We start from the raw sequence: 19,623 nt of genomic DNA, 5'->3' as shown, positions 1-19,623 counted from the left end.
AAAGGTGGTACCGCGGAAGCTATAACTTTCGTCCTTTGCTCGTCAAGGATGAAGGTTTTTTTGTTGTCAATTTATTGTTACAATGAATAATCATAAGGACGTGATACTTGTGTCATCCCGTATCGTCATCAAAATCGGTAGTAGCTCCCTTACTTTTGCCGAAGGAGCTCTAAATCGGGAAGCCATCCACTTTTTCGCAGGAGAAATGGCTTCTCTACACGCAGCAGGTCACGAAATACTATTAGTCACATCAGGAGCTGTAGCAGCAGGCTTCCGCGAGATAGGTTATCCCTCTCGCCCCCGTCTATTGCACGAAAAACAAGCAGCAGCAGCGGTAGGTCAAGCTCTATTAATGCAATCTTACCAGCAAGCCTTCGGGTCACATGATATTGTCACAGCACAGTTACTTCTTACACGGACCGATTTCTGTAGTCGCAAACGAATGAACAATGCTGGCATGACGGTTGAAGAGTTATTGAAGCAAGGTGTCATACCGATCTTTAATGAGAATGATACTGTCTCTGTAGATGAATTGAAATTCGGTGATAATGACACTTTATCCGCACTCGTCGCCAATCTAGTGAAGGCGCAGCATCTATTGATTCTGACAGATATGGATGGTCTATATTCAGGAGATCCCCGTAAACATCCAGATGCTGTTCGATTCGGTCGGATCAGTGAAATTACAGAAGAGATTTATGCCATTGCCGGTGGTGCTGGCTCTTCTCTCGGTACAGGTGGAATGCGCTCTAAGGTGGATGCCGCCAAAATCGCAACAAGAGGAGGGGTCCCTGTTTTTGTAGGAAAAGTAACTGCCCCTGGGGATCTGCAAAGTGCAGTTGATGGAGCTGGGCGCGGGACATACTTCGATACAGAACTTTCCTCTCTCTCCATGAAGAAGCAATGGCTCGGCTTTATGTCTACACCACTTGGTTCTATTACTGTAGATGAAGGTGCAGAACAAGCACTAACCCATGGGGGGCATAGTCTACTTTCAGTCGGCGTGAAGCAGGTCGAAGGTCACTTCCATGCAGGAGATGTTGTTGAAGTACTCAATATGGAAGCGGAAGTCATTGGAAGAGGTATCATTAATTACGATGACGATCAATTACGAGAGGTTCGTGGAATGTCTAGTTCGGATGTCTTCAAGAAAACAGACAATATTCATCGATTGGAAGTTATTCACCGTGATGAGTGGATTACGTTAAAATAGAGAGGTTACGGATTGTCCTTCCGATCGCTGTTGCCCCCAAATTTTTTTGAATATATCGCTGTTAGCGACAAAATTCAGGGGCAAAGCAAATGCTTCCGAAGTAGTTTTTCTACGAAAAACTTGTAGGCGAACACTTCGCTTCTTCAGGACAATTCCGTCCCCTCTACAACAATCTGTAGATTAAGCAAGGAAGCATTACCGCTAAGGCTGCTAAGCGGGTACGCTACAATAAAACTTTTAGGAGGTTATCCCATGATTACGAATGAAGTAAGAAATAAAGCAACACTCGCCAAAACCGCATCTACCGTGCTTAACCGTTTGGATAATGAGCAGAAGAATGAGGCATTGCGACTTATGGCCCAAGCTCTTAGAGATGAACAAGAGATTATAATTACCGCCAATCTCGAAGATCTCGAGCGTGGACGCCAACAAGGAACGCCACCTTCCCTTCTGGATCGTCTCGCGTTGAATCCAGAACGAATCCATGCCATGGCTGAAGGCTTAGAGCAAATTATCGATCTTCCAGATCCTATTGGTGAGGTACTAGAAGCCATCGATCGTCCCAACGGTTTGGCGATTGATAAAATCCGTGTACCCATTGGTGTTATCGGAATCATCTATGAAGCTCGCCCTAATGTGACTGTCGATGCCGCTGGCCTTTGTCTAAAGACAGGAAATGCTGTTGTCCTACGTGGTGGTTCAGCCGCTATCTCATCAAACCGTCAAATTATTGAAGTGTTGCATCGCGCACTAGCCTCATCAGCTATTCCTGTTGATGCTCTTCAAATCATTGAAGATCCAAATCGTAGTTCCGTTGATGAAATGATGAAACTGAAAGGAATATTAGATGTCATCATTCCTCGAGGTGGAAGATCACTCATCCAGAACGTCGTAGAAAACTCCACTGTTCCTGTGATTGAGACCGGTGCTGGCGTATGTCATACCTATCTCGACGCTTCAGCAGATCCTACTATGGCTACTGACATCAGCTTAAATGCCAAGGTTCAGCGTCCTTCTGTTTGTAATGCCATGGAGACTCTAATCATTCATAAGGATTTCGCAGCAATCCATCTTCCACTTCTTGCGGAACAGTTCAAGGAATCCAATGTAGAAATACGAGGCTGCGAGAATACTCTTGCACTCATCCCATGGGCTACTCAAGCAACGGAAGAGGATTACTCTACAGAGTACAATGACTATATTTTGAATGTGCAAATAGTCAATACGATGCAAGAAGCTCTCGACCATATTGCGAAACACGGCACACAACACTCTGAATGTATTGTGACTGAAGATCAAGATCATGCTACAACTTTCATTCAAGAAGTTGATGCTGCTGCCGTCTACCATAATGCATCTACTCGTTTCACAGACGGATTTGAATTCGGATTCGGAGCAGAGATTGGAATTAGTACTCAGAAATTGCACGCGCGGGGCCCAATGGGACTCCCTGCACTCACTACTACTAAATACCGTATTTATGGCAACGGACAAATCCGTCGGTAATTCCGGCAAGGAGGATCATATCATGAGTGAACAACATCGTTTATTTCAGAACAATATCGCCTTTTATGGAGCAGGCTCGATGTCAGAAGCGATTGTTCGCGGTCTTATTGCGCGTTCAGTTATTTCACCTTCTAACATAATTATGCTGAATAGAAGTAATTCAGCTCGGCTTGAGGAATTAAATCAACGTTACAATGTACAGACCAGCAACGATGAGGCTGCCACAATAGGAATTCTCCGGACTTCTTCAATCATCGTACTAGCCATGAAACCTAAGGATGCTGCTTCCGCCCTACAGCAATTGGGTCCCTTACTATCCGGAGGACAACTAATTGTTTCAGTTATTGCAGGTTTATCTATCCATACCATACAGCGTCTATTAGGTCGTAACATACCTATCGCTCGTACGATGCCGAATACATCCAGCTCTATTGGTCTTGGTGCCACTGGAATGTCATTCTCTGATGAAGTTACTCAAGATCAACGTCGGACCGTCATGACTCTTTTTGATGCCGTCGGTACGGTCACCGTCATCGATGAGATGCAAATGGATGTGCTGACTGGGATTTCCGGTAGTGGGCCTGCCTATATTTACTATATGATGGAAGCTATGATGGAAGCCGGTATTCGCGGGGGTCTGACGCAACAGCAATGTAAAGAATTAACCGTCCAAACCGTCCTTGGTGCTGCCAGAATGGTGCAACAGACGGGTGAAGAACCTAGCGCATTGAGAGCTAAAGTCACTTCTCCGAATGGCGCTACACAAGCGGCGATCCAAACCCTTGATGAGGGAAATTTCTTCGAAGATGTTGTTGCCGCTGTCCATCGCTGTGCCGAACGCTCTCGGGAAATGGGCGCTGCACTAGAGAATGAAGTATAGTAGATTTAATAATTGAATCACATACCAACCAAAAGCACCCCATCCTTATGATACATAGGATGGGGTGCTTTTTATGACGTTACCCTGTTTCGTGCCAATTGACTGATTAGATCTGGAATCCACGAATTCAATTGTGTGAAAGGGAATCCCGCTTCAATCCCCTTGGAATTACTCATGAAGAATGATTGCTCCACGCCATAAGGTGATTGATTCGATTCTGACGTATGTTGTTCAATCAAGGCTGACTTGCCTACTTCCTGTTCCATCAAAGCAATTATCTCAGCTAATGATATCTCACCCGTTGCACAAGCATTTAGAGGTCCCGTAAGAGATTGATCCTTAAGCCAGCATAATAATGCCGCAGCCTCATCCGAGGAAATGAAGTTGATCTTAGCATCTATCGAAGGAATTCCTATAGCAGTCCCTTCCTTAATCCGCTCGATGTGAAATTCAAGCCGTCGGGTGTAATCATCTATTCCCACGACGAACGTAAACCGTACGCTACACACAGGAAATGTAGCATGTTGCGCAAATATAGCTTCAGATAACGCTTTACCTGTACCATAATCGAAATCCGCGCGGCAACCCATCTTGATCGGATACGTGTGTGGATCCAATTCTGCCTCTGTGTGTTCATGTGATGCTGGCTCATATACGGACATGCTTGATGTATTAATATATCTCTTCGCCTTGCCCGCAAATACTTTACACGCATTCCAAGCGTCTTGAGGTGAATAACAGATGTTATCGTAAATGACGTCCCATTCATAACCTGCTGTAGCCTTTAATAAAGAGCTATAGTTCTCACGATCCACGATAAGACGCTCCACTCGATCTCCAAATGAATCTGATGCAATCCCTCTTGTAGCAATCGTCACATCCATGCCCTCTTCCAAAAGCAACTCTACTAGCTTCTTTCCGAAAAAACGCGTCCCTCCTAATACTAATGCTGATTTCATATAATTCCTCCTACTCATCCAGTTGATTACCGACGACCTCGGACTTGTTCTGACTTGTTCTTCATTTTCCTATTGCTGAGCGCCAACTTCAGTCCGCCACCAATGAGTAGTACCGAAACAATGAAGGTTTGAATATACGTACGTAACCTATAATCAATACGATACTCAGGGAACTGTCTTTCCAATACTGGAATAATGAATTGCGTACCTAAGTAATACAACCCCAGCACAAGTAACCCTATTCCTATCAAGCCACGATGATTATCGAGTCCTTCAACTAGCGGACGGTCAACTAGCGGTTCTTTGCCATAACGAGAGGACTGTTGAAGTCCGTCAAAGAAACTATAGAACCATATAACCGGGATGAGGAACATGAACAATGATAGTCTGAGAATATCTAGCACATAGATGGAACCCAAGAACAATACCATCAGTTGCAATCCTCTCTTTTGCAAGCCGAGATACATATGTCCCGCTCCAGGAAAAGCAGACAACAACGTCACTAATATTTTACTGCGTTTACCATCTTCTCGTCCTTCTTCAAATTCCTCAAATAATGTTCGATCGACTAATATCTCACCTGCCTGCTTCCGATTCATTTGTTGTACAACATCAAACATACAATATAACCAAATAATCGGGAGCACACCGAGAAACAACAGGAATACCGATGAACTTGTAATCCCTGTAACGAACACCATAATTGTTATTAAACCGAAGAATGATATTAAGAAGGATAGTCCTCTTTGCATCAAACCCAATTGTAGATGACCTAGTCCTGGGATAAATGATAATAGAATCGTATAAAAACGTTCACTATGCTCGCTTTTCAAAACTGCTGGTTCACTTATTAACTGTCCTTGTTCGTTCACTGCATGACCTAGTTCATTTCTCATCTGCGGTGCGCTCTGGAGTGAAGATGGTCTTCTTAGTAAGAAGATTATTAAATCTAGCATGCTAACGCACCAGAAGAATAGCGCCAGATAAATTCCAATGAATCCTTCACCACCACTAAAAACGAAAAAAAACAAACTTCCAACACCAATACTTCCAAAGAACATTAAGGGATACAGAAATCCCCTCGTTTTTCTTCCCAAGAAATAATGCCCCAAACCAGGGAACACATTTAATATAAAAGCAAAAAATCCACTTCGCTCATTATGCACACAGATCCGCCCTTTCGATTCATTTATCGTTTCAATTGGTCCAGCCAAGTTACTGTAATATCCATGATCTGATCACTATAAGACGTTGTATGTTCCTTTGTTATCACGTTCAAGTCCCCAGCCACTAACTTATCAAATATCCCGGTAGACAAAAACAACAAGGTCAAGCAAGCAGCCACTGTATAATGGAAGATCGAATGTTCAAACCATCGTCGTCGTTGTTCAACGAAGTCCAATTCTTTCCCATAGAGATGATCAGGAAGTCTATTCATGACATCATCCGTAAATTGTATTGCATCCACCATATCTGGCATCCTCAGTTCCATGGAAGATAAGAGTTGGATATGTAGTTCCATCGCTTCAGTATCTTCAAGCAGTAGAGATTCCCATGTCTGCTCTTGTTCCATTGTGCAAGTCCCATCTAAATAACACTGTCCGAGCTTTCGCTTATCGTCCATACTTAAATGATTCATTTCCATTCTTCCTCCTTCCATTTCTTCCGAATCCAATCTCTTGCCCGATATAACTTAGATTCTACAGTCTTCGGCTTCACATCGAGCTCTTCGGCAATTTGCTCGTAATTTTTCTCTTCTAAATAAAATGCCGTAAGCACAACACGATGATTATCCGGTATCATTTGTAACTTCTTCTTGAATAGTTCCTTTTTTTCCTGACGGATAGTCAGAGATAATGGATCTTCTTCATCCGAGGGGATCAAATCCATGTCGACAACTGGATATAGTTGTTTATCCTCACCCCGCCGTGTCTTCTTTCGCTTCAAATCAATAGCCTTGTTCGTAGCAATTCGAGTAATCCATGATTTAAATCCTTGGGATCGGTATTGAGACAGAGACTTATAGATCTGGATAAATGTCTCTTGGGCAACATCTTCCGCATCCTTCACATCTCGCAATACCGAGTATGTCGTATAAAATATATGTTTACTGTACTCATCTACAATGAGTCGAAAAGCATCCGTATTACCCCGAAGAACTTCTTCTATGATTTTATCCTCGTCAATTGTTCTCCTCTCCTTCCCTTAATCTTAGACGTTCATTTTATCATTACCCCTGCACTCCTTGTGAAAAGAATTTTGGAGTAGTGCTATAAACCGATAGAGTGAACAAAGATGTTCTCTTGTTATTGATGAAAGATAGAGCAAGCTAGCCTTTACTGTAAGTGACAAAATCAAATTTCTCTATTATAATGGTCTTCAAGAGACGAAGAACGTCCCGCTTCCATTCCCCCGCGAATGGAAGCGGGACGTTTTCTTTTATTCGGGAGGGATGTCGAGATGAATTTTGATGAGGCACATGCTGCATTTATTCAGTACCATTTACACAAAAGAAAAGGGGAGCGACGCGGCCGTCTGGAGCGAGGTCACCGCGAAGCAGAGAAGTTATTCTGCCGCAATATTTGGTGGCCACTACTTGGAAATTTCGATCATTTACATCCAGAGTTCGAAGTCCTCGATTGGCGGGGTCTATCCTATTTCTGTGATTTCGCCTGGCTTACGTGGGGTGTAAAACTTGTTATAGAAATCAAAGGTTTCGGTCCACACGTACGGGACATGGATAGACAGAAATATTGCAATGAATTAAATAGGGAAACTTTTTTATCTGGTATGGGATTTCAGGTCATTTCATTTGCTTATGATGACGTCGCTTACCGACCCGAACTGTGCATTACGCTACTACGCATGGTGCTTAGCCGCTACCAACCAGAATCTACTCCTAACAACTTGATCAATGTCATGGAACGAGAGATCATACGTCTTGCCTGTTTACTTACTCGCCCTCTGCGCCCAATCGATGTGGAAACTCATTTAAATATCAATCACCGCACCGCTGTTCGAACACTACAATCGCTCTGCATGAAGGGCTCGTTTACCGCTGTAGCCGGGGCGGAGGGTAAACATGTCGTGCGATATGAACTTCAGCCTGGCGCATTGATACGCTGGTAGAATACCTGTGATTCTACATCTATTTCTTTCGCTATTTATCGTATAACAACAGTTCCTGCAAATATACACCTTTTAACCTGTCAACCCCTCAATTCGGCGACTAATGCTTTAAATTCCTGCACAATTGTAGGTATTCTGCTAGAAAGTTCATTTCGAAGAAAAAAGCCTGCGCTTTCGCAGGAATATGGCCCTAAGTCAAGTATAAACGGCTTCGCGTCCTTTTTTTAAGGGCAGTACCCGTTTCAGCGGAAATATAAGGATTAGAGTATCAAGTGAAACTTATGTTCCCATATATGTCAAAAAGACTGAACGAGGCTCTCCCCGCTCAGTCTCATTCCCAGTCTCAAAATAATTCTTTCTCATAACCTGCACGCAGCACCGTCTAATGTTTTACAAAGTTATCGCAGTATCCAACGCTACTTCCATCATGTCATTAAATGTGGTCTGGCGCTCTTCAGAGCTTGTCTCTTCACCAGTCAATAAGTGATCACTTACTGTCAAAATAGTTAAGGCGTGAACACCAAACTTCGCTGCCAGCGTATAAATCGCAGTTGTTTCCATTTCCACACCTAGAACACCATACTTCATCAGTTTCTGTACTACAGAAGGATCGTCGCGATAGAACATGTCAGAACTGAATACATTACCTACATGTAGCTTAAGACCTTTAGCTATTCCTAGTTCATAAGCTGTTTTAAGCATGTTGAAATCTGCGATGGGCGAGAAATCATACCCTCCGAAATTGTGATGATTGACACTCGAATCCGTACAAGAGGCTTGCGCAAGAATAACGTCACGAACATGAACATCCTTTTGCATACTACCGCATGTACCTACACGTATCAGGTTTTTAACACCATATTCACTTATCAGTTCATTGACATATATGCTAGTTGATGGAATCCCCATTCCCGTTCCTTGAACGGAAATACGTTGCCCTTTATAAGTACCCGTGAATCCGAGCATCCCTCTAACTTCATTGTAACAAATCACATCCTGCAAATACGTTTGTGCAATAAACTTCGCGCGCAGTGGGTCTCCGGGTAAAAGTATCGTCTCAGCAACATCGCCAGGTTTCGCCCCAATATGAGTGCTCATTCGTGTTCCCCCTAAAAATCAGTCTACAGCCATCATAACATAATTGGCATACTATTTTCAGACGACCACTCTCTTTTCAAGATATGGAAAAAGGTACATCAACTATGCCTTTTGGACGGAGTCAATCTTTTATTCGGTTTACTCTCAAACGATGTTCTTCTCAGTATTTCTGGAGCCATGATTCCTAGTACAATCAAGATCATCCCCAACCATTGTAGGGGCGTAACTAATTCTCCTAGAATAATGACGGAAACTACCATGGCAGATGGCAGTTCAGCAGCACACAGAATCGTACCTAAACCTGCTCCAATTTTAGGCATACTAATGGCAAATAACAAAAACGGAACGACTACACCAAGCACCCCAAGCAGTAAACCATAGCCCCATAGGCTTGTCTCTGTTAATTGGGTAACAAGATGGATTGGACTTATTGTAAACGATATCGTTATAAGTGCTCCTGTACTAATAAAGAACAATCTTTTCGGAGCCGCTTCATGCGTTGCTACTCTTGAAGTAAGTACCAAGTATAGCGCAAAGAATAAGGCTGCAAGAAGACCAAACAACACACCTTTCATACTCAATGAAGTTAATGATTGACCAAAGATAGCTCCCGCCAACAATGTACCGATCACTAGTAACAGAATGGCTACTAATTTACTCTTACTTGGCCATGTTCTAGTCAATACACTTTCAATAAGAACGCCTATCCAAGTGAATTGGAACAGGAATACTACCGCTATCGAGGCCGGAAGTTCAGATACAGAGACTGCGTAGGTGATACCCACCAAAGCGGTCAGCATACCCGTAAATAATAATTGCCCTGCGTTTTTCCATGAAATCTTGTAGTTAAATGAGAACAGATAAATAGCAGCAATGATTACCCAACCGGTGAAATATTGGCTACCTACTAATTCTGCTGAACTAAAACCGTCTTTAAATCCAAGCTTAATCATCGTCGACAATGTACCATACGAGATAGCTCCCAATATGACAAAAATTGAATATTTTAATAAGTTCAAGCTAAACACCCCTTTAAAAAAATAAAATCGCCACCCGTCCAATGGACAGGTGACGACTGAAAAAAAGGTTTCCCTTTTAAAAATTTCGTCTCTCAGATATAACTGAGTTTGTGAATACTCTTATGCAACCTTTAATATTATAGATTAAATTGAAGGTACTGTCAATGCGAGAGCGCAAATGATTATATGGAATTATTTTACTTGATACGAATTTTATATGACTCACGAATATAGGCAGGATAGTCGTATACCGTTAACGTGAGTGGCTGTTAATAGGAATCTCTATATATATAATACAGTGAATGTTGCTCTTGTGGTCTTCTTCCATCGAAATATCCACTAATAATCTCTTCAAGATCTGCCGTTGAGTAACGCACACCATTCGCATCAGTAAATTCACTTTCAAACAGATTATACATCATCTTGTCTTCTGGATCGAGAATGCTAAGGCTGAAATCCAGTTTCATAGCTTTCTCAAGATTCGTCATCTTATAGAAATTGAGTTTCTCATCTGGTGCTTGAAGCAATATACCTTTCTCCGTATCAATAACGACTGACATCAGGTTTTTATCAAGCGCACGGAACCAACTTCCTTCAATGGTCAAAGACTTCGGCTCTTTGAAATAAGGGCTTTCGAAATGATACACCGGATGATTCCTTCCCACACCCGAACTCCCTGATATATTCCGCCAGACAGTACCTTCGTCATCTACTAATTGAATATTACCAGGTCCGAAAATTTGTTTGGTATTATGATCGTCATAATCCATATACAGTGATACACGTAATGGAGAAACAACCGCTTTAGAAAAGGTGACCTTCTGCCGCAAATACATCAAATGTAACAAAAGATATGATCGTAGGTAACGAGGAAATCCCTGTTACTGGACTTGGAGACGTGGGCGGAACGGAGTTCAACGTGAACATACCGATTGATCGAGAGAAGTTCGCCGCACTTCAGACCTAGTCTGATTGCTTCGAATTCAAGATTGTTCATCAAAAAACAGTACTCGTAATTCGCTAGATTTTTTGCTATATCCGTTTCCTTGGCGAATGAATAAAAAAAGCAGTTGCGAAGCAACCGCCTTCTTGCTAATGTTATCCGTTGGCTGAATAAAAACTACGTCAGCCTTTTGATCCTAACTGCCACTCATGATGATTGAATTGATAACGATACCGTCAGGTAAGTCTTCCTTAGATACACTAATTAGGGATCTTATAAAGACTTTCCCTTTCATTTTTTTATCTGAATTATTTTCATTCATTACAGGAATTACATCAATTTTCAGAATTGGATCTTTCCCCACATTCTCTTCTGACAACGTTAGCGATATAATTTCAAATCCCTTTGTAACGGATTCCTTTTCTCCAATGCTTACACATATGAAATACTCTGTGTCCGTTTCTTTTACAATAAATCCGCCAGGTACTGAAGTTTTAAACTCTCCATATCTATCTGCTATTTCTTGTGACAGACCATCAGAGTTATCTCGCTCCCAAGCAAAATTTGGTGAACTCTTCGAGTATAAATGTTGTTTATAAGGAATACTCTTCACTTTTCCATCAACTTGCACTATCGTTTCCGTCTTTTCATCCACGACCTGATTTCCATTCCCGTCCTCACCTGCACTACAACCCAACTGTAGACCTATAACAAACAGAATTATAAGCCCAGTCACCATTGGTAACAATCTTCTGCTCCGATCCATTTCTCCACTTCACCTCAAAGTCTCATCTCTTAACTAAATCTTACTTATTTTCAGCATCGTATTAGCACCCTTTTGAAATTCATAAGGGACAATTATTTCTTCAGTGGTACAACCTAATTTATGAATATCCCCAATCAATCCGTCCAAATGTTCATACCTCTTGCAGGAAAGATCAATCAAAGGAAATATACGAATTTCTTGCGAAGTCACTCGCAGCAGTTCCCGGATCGTATCTAAATGAAAGTTATAATCCAACCGATCAGCATACATGAACAGAAAGTGTGCAGAGAGCGTTAAATCGAATCGATTATCGTCAAAAGGTAACGTTGGTAGTTCTGCCGGAACATAACGGTTGGGAGAAATTTTCATATCCGCTGCACAATCCGTTAATCCCTGAATTCTATGCTTCTTAAGTTCATCAATTGATTTGAAATAATTCCATAAGTAGTTACCCTTTGCATTCTCCATTTGCTCAATGACATGTTCTATATCCTGAAATCCCTTTGCTTCAAGCAGTGAAAAATCGTGATAATACACTATATCAGTTGCAGTTACATCTGCTCCAAGCTGATTAGCTATCGCTGTGAAGGAACATCCTCCCGCAGGACAATCAAGTATTCTGCGACCTAATAAACCCTCCTTGGATAGGTTAAACATCGCCATATACTCATCAAAAGTTCTCCCAATAAACACAATACGACTTAAATCCAATTTTATCTCTTCTGTACTCATCTCAGCTCACCATTCCTCTTCTCAACTATTCTCAGCTCTTTACAATACAATGGTGTTACAAGGGAAATTGTACCATACCCTAACACTATTAATATCACTAAAGGGCGAATTGTTTCAACATGACGACTTACGTTATGTATTTTCCAAGTTTTAAGTTACCAAGATAGGTCTATTAACCTTTTAAACAGGGTAAATTATGAAGGTTAATAGCAGTGTCTTACAAAAGGAGATGTTTCACATGGACAACGAACCAAAGACTACGGCTGACTTGACCTATGAACAATATGAGACCTCACGTCCTATAAATCCAGAATTAGTCATTCCCCCAGATGATTTACGTGACGTCAATACCATCACCACTCAAAGTATTAGTGAATCACCTCTAATGAGTGATGCCGATGATATCCAAAAGGACAGCCCTATTGATCCTGCCGTACCTCCAATAGAAATTGTGCATGGCACAGATCTATTGAATGGATATCGTAATGAAGATCCTGAACAATCATGTAAATAATATTGCGTCTTTCACCACATCCCAAACCTGTGACCCTGTACAGGACTGAGGATGTGGTGATTTAAATATCACTCCCTTCTAGTCTGTACCGTCTCCGCTCAGTTATATGTTTGTATCCCCCTCATTATTTTTGAAATTCTACGTTCTAATCCCTTTGAATTTAATTCAATACTAATTTAATTTTACATGCTACACATCTTCAGACATACTGCCTATCAGTTCAGAAAAAGAAAACACATTTCTCACCAAAAAAATTGTATCTATTATCTTGAAATTAATAAGACAATAGTTTATAGTGATTAGTGTATATGGTGTGCATCATAACAATGCACACTTAAAGAGTAACGAGCAAAGAGGTATTCAAATGAAAATAATTATTAAAAATGCATCAAATCAACCCTTATATCAGCAGATCAAAGATCAAATCAAAGATGCTATTCTAAGTAATGAAGTAAATGGAGGTGAGCTACTCCCTTCTATACGTTCATTAGCAAATGATTTACAAGTTAGTGTTCTGACTACTAAAAGGGTATATGCCGAACTAGAATCAGAAGGTTATATCATAACTAAAGTTGGTAAGGGTACTTATGTAGCATCGGAAAATTTAGAAATGTTAGTAGAATCCAAGCGACTTATGGTGGAATCCAAGCTGACAGAAGTATGGAAAATGTCTCGGTCTCTAGGAATAGACAAAGAGGAACTTTATTCTATGATGGACCTACTTTTTGAAGAAGAGGAGGAAGTATAATGAAAACAATTTTGGAGGTAACCAATCTAGATAAGAATTTTAAAAATTTCAGTTTGGATAATGTTAACTTCTCACTACAGGAAGGTTGCATTACAGGTTTTATTGGTATTAATGGTTCTGGAAAAACGACCACGATAAAAGCAATCCTTGGACTTATTCTAAAAGATGCGGGTAACATTACATTTTTAGGTAAAGAAATGGGTGATCATGAGAGAGAACTAAAAAATCGTATTGGTGTCGTATTGGATGATGGCTATTTCTATGAAGAATTGACACTGAAGGAAATGAAAAGCATTATTGCGCCTGCATATACAAATTGGGATGATGCTATTTTTCTAAGCTATATGGGACGGTTTAATTTAAAATTAAATCAAAAAATTTCTACGTTATCTAAAGGTATGCGGATGAAATATGCTATTGCTTTAGCACTGTCTCATCATGCTGATTTATTGATTATGGATGAACCAACGAGTGGTCTCGATCCATTAGTACGAAGTGAGTTAATGAATATACTACTAGACTTCATGAAAGAAGAAGGAAAAAGTGTATTCTTCTCTACTCATATTACATCTGACTTGGATAAAATAGCTGACATTCTTATTCTAATTGATCAAGGGAAAATTATATTCAGTGAAGAAAAGGATCAGCTGTTAGATACACATGCCATAGTGAAGGGCGATCATATATTATTGAATGAACATACCCGCAAGTTATTTTTAACACTACGTGAGACTACATACGGATTTGAAGGTATTACCCATGATATTAATAATGTACGTCAACAAATGAAAGATATCGTCATAGAAAAACCAACGATTGAGGATATTATGCTGTCATATATAGGAGGTCATAATCATGTTATTTAATCTTGTGAAGAAGGATTTTATTATAGCAAAAAGGTATTTACTCATCATGATCATCTTTGCAGTAGCTGGCCCAGCCTTCATAGCTATCCAATCGGATGTTCTCAATGGTAGCTTCATTGGATTCCTTGTTACTGTGCTATTTTTGGAATATATTTTGTTCAATACCGTGTCGATGACAGAAGAGAAATACAAAGGTTCCGCACTACTCTGCACTACTCCATATACGCGAGACACTGTAGTAAAAGCTAAGTATCTTTTTATCTTTGTTATTTTTATTTGCAGCCTCTTTGTATACACAATAACATCAAATATAACATCGTTGGGCTTACAACGATTAACCATTACGAATATCGGAATATCTTTTCTAACGATCAGCCTGTTTTTCGGAATATTATTACCCCTACAATTTAAGTTTGGATATGAAAAGACAAGATATATTTCATTTGCTTTGGTTTTTCTAACACCATTCCTATTTGTACCCGTTGTACAGTGGCTTCAAACCAACCATATCACTATGGATCTCATGCTCCTTATCCCACAAATGATCCAGCAGTGGCTTCCCTATTTGATTTCGCTGTTAATTGTCTTTATTTCTATGATTACATCAATACGCATCTATTCTAGAAAAGACCTATAATTAAGAACCATTCGCTAGTGCAACGAGCTTGTTCATTGTTTTCCAGTTACGTATGGTCGAAGGTACATCCAACTTTTGAAGATTGTTCGCAAGCTTGGAGTTTCTAATACTATCATGGAATAAAAGATAGACCTCTCGACCTTCAATTCGGTACTCTTCATTTTCACTTTTGTAACCCTTTAGTCGTTCAATCCCTTCACCTGAAGGTTCTTCAAGCAACATAGAGACATAGAGGCTCTCTCCTACAGCCGACGCTTCTGCTTCGGATATATCCTGCTCAGAGAATGGGCAGTTCGCAACAATTCTGTTCAGCGCCTCGGCTGTTCTTAACACGACGCTTACCGCAAACCCAAATACCGCCTCAATCTGATCTTCGATCCGTTTGCGTAGCGGTTCTTCTTCCTCATTCGATTCAAAAAGAACATTACCACTCTGAATATACGTTTGAACCCGACACAGCCCCATCGTTTCAAACATTTTCTTCAATTCAGCCATTTTGATCATATTCTTCCCACCTACGTTAATTCCTCGTAACAGCGCAATATAGATCGTCAACCAACTCACCCGCCTCTTTATTTAATGGATTCAGTCAACAGGATACATCTCTTTCAAAAAATGGACGGATTGCTGTATTAACGCCTTCAATACCTCTTCATCGATGTCAGCCACTTTATTGATATACACACAAGCTTTCCCTGCTGTATGTTTACCAAAGTCTTGTAATAACTCATCACGTTTGGCGTCACCTGTCGCAAAGTATAAACTGATTTTGGCCTTCCGAGGTGAAAATCCGACTAACGCTGCATCCCCTTCATGACCCGAATCATATTTATAATGATAAGCACCAAATCCAATAATGCTCGGTCCCCACATCTTTGCTTCATAGCCAGTCGTTTCCGTGAAAATATCTAATAATCGATAGGCATCTTCACGTTTCTTAACATTGTCGACATTCTCAATAAACTCAATGACACTGTTATCGGTTTCTTTTGTTTTTGGTATATACATGTAAGGGGCTCCTGAGTTCATCTCAATTTATTTCTAATTCCGGCCATATTTTTTTCCAATTCTTCTTGTTCACTCTAAACTTATAATAAGATTCATCCTTAAACAATGGACTTCTTCTTACTCTGAATTCGAACAAATCCCCAAGCCCATACGGACATACTATTGAAATTTGATTGTCATCTTCTAATCTAATTCCTACTGCGGTAACTGTCTCCGGCCAATGACTTATGGCATCTTCAATTGATTGATAGGGTTTGTCACCATTCTGGGTATGCATTCTCGCTTGATTCTTAACAGACCATATGGAACTACCTGTTTGCCGTTCTAATATCCGCTCATATTCTTTCTCTACATCTTCATCGATTTCCTCCGTGTTGTAATATATGATGTCAATATCATTTAATGGTGTTCTAGTCGAATATCCATGTAACGTATCCCAAATATAGTTACGCACATACCCAGCTGCAACAACCCAATCGGGCAGGTTTAACGCTCTCATCATTTTTAGATCTTTCATAATCTCATCATTATTACTAATTAACTTTATTAACGTATTAGTATAATCCGACAGCCCTATCAACTCCTTCGTGTTCATTTCATTGTTCTAAGCATCAGGCTGTTCATTTGCCAAGAGCTGTTCCATTGTCCGATAAGTTACCACATGCCATAATTCTTCTAACGCTTTTCCCTTAGCTTCGTCACGGTCAACCATACCGCTCACACGAAATCGCTCTAGAAGCGCTTGCGCAATTCTCAAATAATATTGTGCTCTAAATTCTCCGCCGCCAATGATACTAAAAGTTATAGGTTTCCTCATGTAGTACACCGCCTTTTTGTCCTATTGAATCCTTAGTGTTCTTTCAATTATATGAGGACTTTGCACTGTATTCAAACTTAGTACGTTCGATATGTATGTTTGGTGAAGATAAGTTCGGGTAAGTTCAACCTACACTTCACCTATTCTCTTGAGTAACTTGAGAGATTGACTAGTCAAAAAGCAATATTGTGTAAAGTCTAATAATAGCTTTGCGCTTCCTATAAATTCTGCCTGCGTTATCTTCTTCTCTAGGAATAGGTTAGTATGTTCCCATACTCTGTAATCAATCTTATTGTATTATACTTTTATATTGGAGACTAGTGTCTCTATCCTTAAGCTATCTTCGACTTTCTAACGGAAATCACAGACACTATTCGATGGAAAAACACCTTTATAAAATTGTAACGGAAATGCACGCCTCTATTATGAAATAAACAGCCCCGATTCTGCAAAAAAGACCAAATAAGGTCTCCTAGATCCGTTAGAATTCCAAAAGTGGTGTTTTCGGTAAAATAAGGGCTTCTGCTTCCGTTAGGCTACATACAAGTAGAAACTTCTCAAAGAGCTTATGCTTCCGAAGCTAGCGATGCTTCGTATCACTTTAAGGCACCCGTTTCAGCGGAAATACCAGGATTTGAGTATCAAGTGAAACTTATGCTTTCTTATATTAAAAAAAGGACGCCCCAAAGCCATAAAACCAGCTCGGGGCATCCCTTCTTAACAATCCATATGATTAACTTCTACCACTACTACGGAATTTCTGCGTGTACGCTTTGGCGTCAGCCACATTCTTGACGCGGTTGCGGCTCCATTCAAGTAGAATGCGGTCGATATAACGGAAATGAACTTTACCGGCAAATACAGCTTCTTTCAAAGCCATTAGAATGAGTTCATCTAGATATCGATCCTGATCGAGCCATCCTGCTATCGTCTCACATTCCATTGGTGAAAGCGGACGACCGAACTCTTTCTCGAAGATTGTGAACATATTACGCTCAGCTTCAGGCTCGCTTGTGTCTGCTAACGCCTCTTCACGCTCAGCAGCAGCTTGCTTCGCCTTATTCTTTGCATCATTCGCCATACATATACTTAACTTATCATACAGCCCAGATACGTTGTAGCATTCGTATTGTATGCCACTATCTTCATCGACCTCTTCATCAATGCTGAGAAATCCATCCTTCATCAGTTTCTGCAAAGTAAGGGAGATCTCTGCCGTTGTTCCCCCTGTTAACTCCTGCATATCTTCTAATGTAGGGAACTCCTTATGCTCCACCTGCTTAAATGTCATCAGGTGCATTAACAACAATAGTTCTCTGTCATTTAACTTCAATCTGCGATAGTAACGGAATAACGCATATGGCAGCACGGCCACGCCCGCTCCCATTCCCGATGAAGCGCCCTCAGCCCATGTTCTCCATCCTGAACTATCCACGAGCTTCACCACCTCTTCATTTAAGGATACAGACGATACAATGTACGTGGGAAGGCAATCGTCTCCCGAACATGATCTAGCCCACAAATCCATGCCACAGTACGCTCAAGACCTAGACCGAAGCCGGAATGAGGTACGGATCCATATTTACGCAGATCCATGTACCACTGATATGTCTCTATTGAGAGATTATGTTCTTTGAAACGTTCTTCCAATAATGCTTGATCATCAATACGCTGCGATCCACCGATAATCTCACCGTATCCTTCAGGTGCAATCATATCCGCACATAGCACCACTTCAGGTCGGGTTGGATCTGGTTTCATATAGAAAGATTTAATCCCTGCAGGATAATGTGTTATAAATACAGGCTTGTCATAACTCTGAGCAATAGCAGTCTCATGTGGTGCACCGAAGTCATCACCCCACGGAATATCGAAACCTTGTCCATGTAGAAATTCAATAGCATCATCGTAAGTAATACGTGGGAACGGTGCTTGAATTTGTTCTAATTTGGAAACATCACGACCGACCGCTTCCAATTCCACGCGACAATTCTTCAGAACAGATTGTACAACATGAGTAATGAAGTTCTCTTGAACACACAAGCTCTCCTCATGATCAGTGAAAGCCATCTCTGGCTCGATCATCCAGAATTCAATGAGGTGACGACGTGTTTTAGATTTCTCAGCACGGAATGTCGGCCCGAAGGAGTACACCTTGCCTAAAGCCATCGCTGCAGCTTCCATATATAATTGACCACTTTGAGTTAAATAGGCGTCTTCATCAAAGTATTTCGTATGGAATAAGTTTGTCGTTCCTTCTGCAGATGTCGGAGTTAGAATCGGTGGATCTACCAAAGTAAAACCATTCGTATCAAAAAACTCCCGAACCGCACGAATAATCTCTGCACGAATAACTAGAATGGCACGTTGTTTGTTCGAACGAAGCCATAGATGACGATGATCCATTAAGAAATCTACGCCATGTTCTTTCGGAGTAATCGGATAATTCTCAGTGATATGTATCACTTCAATACCCGTTACGGTCATTTCATAGCCCGATGCACTTCTTGGCTCTTCACGAATAATGCCTGTCACATACAAGGAACTTTCTTGTGTTAAGCTTTTCGCATCATCCCATACTTGTTCTGATACCTCACTCTTTACAACAACCCCTTGAATATATCCAGAACCGTCACGTAATTGCAAAAATTGAATTTTGCCGCTCGAGCGTTTGTTGTTAATCCAGCTTCCAATAGTCACTGTTTCTCCAACATGCTGATTCACATCGCGAATCACACTTTTTGTAGACATCCTTGATCTCTCCCTTATGGACTACTCTTTCAATTCA

The 19,623-nt window shown here is 40.8% G+C and carries 23 protein-coding genes; 8 read left to right on the top strand and 15 right to left on the bottom strand.

Annotated elements, in window-relative coordinates; all coding sequences use genetic code 11:
• Positions 1–109 precede the first annotated feature (109 nt).
• The 3 genes from proB (at position 110) to proC (ending at position 3,599) form a co-directional block, all read left to right on the top strand.
• Positions 110–1,213 (top strand): glutamate 5-kinase, encoded by a 1,104-nt coding sequence (gene proB, locus AC1TO9_RS03250; RefSeq protein ID WP_482058405.1) that lies wholly within the window; start codon positions 110–112, stop codon positions 1,211–1,213.
• Between the two features lie 252 nt (positions 1,214–1,465).
• A complete protein-coding gene (locus tag AC1TO9_RS03245; RefSeq protein ID WP_482058303.1) occupies positions 1,466–2,719 on the top strand; it encodes a glutamate-5-semialdehyde dehydrogenase in 1,254 nt (417 codons plus the stop codon).
• Between the two features lie 22 nt (positions 2,720–2,741).
• Entirely contained in the window at positions 2,742–3,599 is an 858-nt protein-coding gene (gene proC / locus AC1TO9_RS03240) for a pyrroline-5-carboxylate reductase (protein WP_482058302.1), read from the top strand.
• Between the two features lie 71 nt (positions 3,600–3,670).
• On the opposite strand, the gene AC1TO9_RS03235 is transcribed toward proC, so the two are convergent.
• Genes AC1TO9_RS03235 through AC1TO9_RS03220 form a run of 4 tightly spaced genes read right to left on the bottom strand, consistent with a single transcriptional unit; the run spans position 3,671 to position 6,727 of the window.
• Positions 3,671–4,558: an NAD-dependent epimerase/dehydratase family protein gene (locus AC1TO9_RS03235; RefSeq protein ID WP_482058301.1), complete on the bottom strand. Its 888-nt coding sequence runs from the start codon at positions 4,556–4,558 to the stop codon at positions 3,671–3,673.
• Between the two features lie 26 nt (positions 4,559–4,584).
• Positions 4,585–5,772, bottom strand: a complete 1,188-nt coding sequence (locus tag AC1TO9_RS03230) for a hypothetical protein (protein ID WP_482058300.1) — start codon at positions 5,770–5,772, stop codon at positions 4,585–4,587.
• On the bottom strand, positions 5,748–6,197 hold the full coding sequence (locus AC1TO9_RS03225; RefSeq protein WP_482055103.1) for a hypothetical protein: 450 nt from the start codon (positions 6,195–6,197) through the stop codon (positions 5,748–5,750). Before AC1TO9_RS03225 ends, AC1TO9_RS03230 begins: the two co-directional genes overlap by 25 nt.
• On the bottom strand, positions 6,194–6,727 hold the full coding sequence (locus AC1TO9_RS03220; protein WP_482055267.1) for an RNA polymerase sigma factor: 534 nt from the start codon (positions 6,725–6,727) through the stop codon (positions 6,194–6,196). The genes AC1TO9_RS03225 and AC1TO9_RS03220 overlap by 4 nt, the downstream gene beginning before the upstream one ends.
• Positions 6,728–7,018: 291 nt before the next feature.
• Between AC1TO9_RS03220 and AC1TO9_RS03215 the strand changes: the two genes are divergently transcribed.
• Positions 7,019–7,687: a PDDEXK family nuclease gene (locus AC1TO9_RS03215; RefSeq protein ID WP_482055266.1), complete on the top strand. Its 669-nt coding sequence runs from the start codon at positions 7,019–7,021 to the stop codon at positions 7,685–7,687.
• 390 nt (positions 7,688–8,077) lie between these two features.
• Here AC1TO9_RS03215 and deoD read toward each other — a convergent pair whose 3' ends face one another.
• The 5 genes from deoD to AC1TO9_RS03190 form a co-directional block, all read right to left on the bottom strand.
• Entirely contained in the window at positions 8,078–8,785 is a 708-nt protein-coding gene (deoD, locus tag AC1TO9_RS03210; protein ID WP_482055102.1) for a purine-nucleoside phosphorylase, read from the bottom strand.
• 98 nt (positions 8,786–8,883) lie between these two features.
• Positions 8,884–9,804: an EamA family transporter gene (locus tag AC1TO9_RS03205; RefSeq protein ID WP_482055101.1), complete on the bottom strand. Its 921-nt coding sequence runs from the start codon at positions 9,802–9,804 to the stop codon at positions 8,884–8,886.
• Positions 9,805–10,073: 269 nt separating this feature from the next.
• A complete protein-coding gene (locus AC1TO9_RS03200; protein ID WP_482058299.1) occupies positions 10,074–10,652 on the bottom strand; it encodes a DUF5643 domain-containing protein in 579 nt (192 codons plus the stop codon).
• A 291-nt stretch (positions 10,653–10,943) separates the two neighbouring features.
• On the bottom strand, positions 10,944–11,513 hold the full coding sequence (locus AC1TO9_RS03195) for a hypothetical protein (protein ID WP_482055099.1): 570 nt from the start codon (positions 11,511–11,513) through the stop codon (positions 10,944–10,946).
• A gap of 33 nt (positions 11,514–11,546) precedes the next feature.
• Positions 11,547–12,245, bottom strand: a complete 699-nt coding sequence (locus tag AC1TO9_RS03190; protein WP_482058298.1) for an SAM-dependent methyltransferase — start codon at positions 12,243–12,245, stop codon at positions 11,547–11,549.
• 238 nt (positions 12,246–12,483) lie between these two features.
• On the opposite strand from AC1TO9_RS03190, the gene AC1TO9_RS03185 reads away from it, so the two are divergent.
• The 4 genes from AC1TO9_RS03185 to AC1TO9_RS03170 all read left to right on the top strand — a co-directional run bounded on the left by AC1TO9_RS03185 (position 12,484) and on the right by AC1TO9_RS03170 (position 15,010).
• On the top strand, positions 12,484–12,759 hold the full coding sequence (locus tag AC1TO9_RS03185; RefSeq protein WP_482055097.1) for a hypothetical protein: 276 nt from the start codon (positions 12,484–12,486) through the stop codon (positions 12,757–12,759).
• Between the two features lie 364 nt (positions 12,760–13,123).
• Entirely contained in the window at positions 13,124–13,507 is a 384-nt protein-coding gene (locus AC1TO9_RS03180; protein ID WP_482058297.1) for a GntR family transcriptional regulator, read from the top strand.
• Positions 13,507–14,373, top strand: a complete 867-nt coding sequence (locus tag AC1TO9_RS03175) for an ABC transporter ATP-binding protein (RefSeq protein ID WP_482055095.1) — start codon at positions 13,507–13,509, stop codon at positions 14,371–14,373. Before AC1TO9_RS03180 ends, AC1TO9_RS03175 begins: the two co-directional genes overlap by 1 nt.
• A complete protein-coding gene (locus tag AC1TO9_RS03170; RefSeq protein ID WP_482055094.1) occupies positions 14,363–15,010 on the top strand; it encodes an ABC-2 transporter permease in 648 nt (215 codons plus the stop codon). The genes AC1TO9_RS03175 and AC1TO9_RS03170 overlap by 11 nt, the downstream gene beginning before the upstream one ends.
• Here AC1TO9_RS03170 and AC1TO9_RS03165 read toward each other — a convergent pair whose 3' ends face one another.
• From AC1TO9_RS03165 to asnS, 6 genes are all read right to left on the bottom strand, one after another.
• Positions 15,011–15,565, bottom strand: coding sequence for a DUF1697 domain-containing protein (locus AC1TO9_RS03165; RefSeq protein WP_482055093.1), 555 nt, complete (start codon positions 15,563–15,565; stop codon positions 15,011–15,013).
• A gap of 30 nt (positions 15,566–15,595) precedes the next feature.
• A complete protein-coding gene (locus AC1TO9_RS03160) occupies positions 15,596–16,018 on the bottom strand; it encodes a DUF1801 domain-containing protein (RefSeq protein WP_482055092.1) in 423 nt (140 codons plus the stop codon).
• 22 nt (positions 16,019–16,040) lie between these two features.
• Positions 16,041–16,613 (bottom strand): nucleotidyltransferase family protein, encoded by a 573-nt coding sequence (locus AC1TO9_RS03155; RefSeq protein WP_482058296.1) that lies wholly within the window; start codon positions 16,611–16,613, stop codon positions 16,041–16,043.
• 9 nt (positions 16,614–16,622) lie between these two features.
• Entirely contained in the window at positions 16,623–16,835 is a 213-nt protein-coding gene (locus AC1TO9_RS03150; RefSeq protein ID WP_482055089.1) for a Gfo/Idh/MocA family oxidoreductase, read from the bottom strand.
• A 733-nt stretch (positions 16,836–17,568) separates the two neighbouring features.
• Positions 17,569–18,270 carry a DnaD domain-containing protein gene (locus AC1TO9_RS03145; protein ID WP_482055088.1) on the bottom strand — a complete coding sequence of 234 codons (702 nt, stop codon included), beginning with the start codon at positions 18,268–18,270 and terminating at the stop codon, positions 17,569–17,571.
• Positions 18,271–18,290: 20 nt separating this feature from the next.
• Positions 18,291–19,586 (bottom strand): asparagine--tRNA ligase, encoded by a 1,296-nt coding sequence (gene asnS, locus AC1TO9_RS03140; protein ID WP_482055087.1) that lies wholly within the window; start codon positions 19,584–19,586, stop codon positions 18,291–18,293.
• Between the last annotated feature and the right edge of the window lie 37 nt (positions 19,587–19,623).

This window comes from Paenibacillus sp. Y916, assembly GCF_056786435.1.
The sequence above is the reverse complement of the archived record's forward strand: the minus strand, read 5'-3'. Positions and strand labels throughout refer to the sequence as shown.